The following is a 1490-nucleotide window of genomic DNA, read 5'->3' as shown; positions in this document are numbered from 1 at the left end:
CCTCCCGAAGGAGGATGCGGGGTGCCCGTCTTCTGGGAACCACAAAGTGGACGCAAGCAATCTCTGACCACTCCTACCAGCCTTTACAACGGTATGAGTGTAGTGATTATCAAGTTATCGGCTTATTAGTACCGGTCAGCTCCGACAGTCTTTAGTCCTGTCTTCCACATCCGGCCTATCAACCCAGTCGTCTGGCTGGGAGCCTCTCCCCCGAAGGGATGGAAATCTCATCTCGAAGCCGGCTTCCCGCTTAGATGCTTTCAGCGGTTATCCGTTCCGAACGTAGCTAATCAGCGGTGCTCCTGGCGGAACAACTGACACACCAGAGGTTCGTCCATCCCGGTCCTCTCGTACTAGGGATAGATCTTCTCAAATTTCCTGCGCGCGCAGCGGATAGGGACCGAACTGTCTCACGACGTTCTAAACCCAGCTCGCGTACCGCTTTAATGGGCGAACAGCCCAACCCTTGGGACCTACTCCAGCCCCAGGATGCGACGAGCCGACATCGAGGTGCCAAACCATGCCGTCGATATGGACTCTTGGGCAAGATCAGCCTGTTATCCCCGAGGTACCTTTTATCCGTTGAGCGACAGCGCTTCCACAAGCCACTGCCGGATCACTAGTCCCGACTTTCGTCCCTGCTCGACTTGTCAGTCTCACAGTCAAGCTCCCTTGTGCACTTACACTCGCCACCTGATTGCCAACCAGGTTGAGGGAACCTTTGGGCGCCTCCGTTACTCTTTAGGAGGCAACCGCCCCAGTTAAACTACCCATCAGGCACTGTCCCTGAACCCGATTAGGGTCCGAAGTTAGATATCCAGAGTGACCAGAGTGGTATTTCAACAATGACTCCACGAACACTAGCGTGCCCGCTTCACAGTCTCCCACCTATCCTACACAAGCCACACCGAACACCAATACCAAACTATAGTAAAGGTCACGGGGTCTTTCCGTCCTGCTGCGCGTAACGAGCATCTTTACTCGTAATGCAATTTCGCCGAGTTCGCGGTTGAGACAGCTGGGAAGTCGTTACGCCATTCGTGCAGGTCGGAACTTACCCGACAAGGAATTTCGCTACCTTAGGATGGTTATAGTTACCACCGCCGTTTACTGGGGCTTAAATTCTCAGCTTCGCCTTGCGGCTAACCGTTCCTCTTAACCTTCCAGCACCGGGCAGGCGTCAGTCCGTATACATCGTCTTGCGACTTAGCACGGACCTGTGTTTTTAGTAAACAGTCGCTTCCCACTGGTCTCTGCGGCCATCGAACGCTCCCGGAGCAAGTCCGTTCACGCCTCAGGCCCCCCTTCTCCCGAAGTTACGGGGGCATTTTGCCGAGTTCCTTAACCACGATTCTCTCGATCTCCTTAGTATTCTCTACCTGACCACCTGAGTCGGTTTGGGGTACGGGCAGCTAGAACCTCGCGTCGATGCTTTTCTTGGCAGCATAGGATCACCGATTTCGACTTGCGTCTACCCATCAGATCTCAAG

The 1490-nt window shown here is 54.3% G+C and carries 1 rRNA gene (running past one end of the window); it reads right to left on the bottom strand.

What is annotated here, in order from left to right:
* Positions 1–105 precede the first annotated feature (105 nt).
* Positions 106–1490 (bottom strand): 23S ribosomal RNA (locus C5D44_RS17340) (it continues 1830 nt past the right edge of the window).

Origin of the sequence: Rathayibacter sp. AY1B5, assembly GCF_002932795.1 — a bacterium.
Taxonomy (GTDB): Bacteria; Actinomycetota; Actinomycetes; order Actinomycetales; family Microbacteriaceae; genus Rathayibacter.
This window is presented reverse-complemented; position numbering and strand designations above follow the sequence as displayed.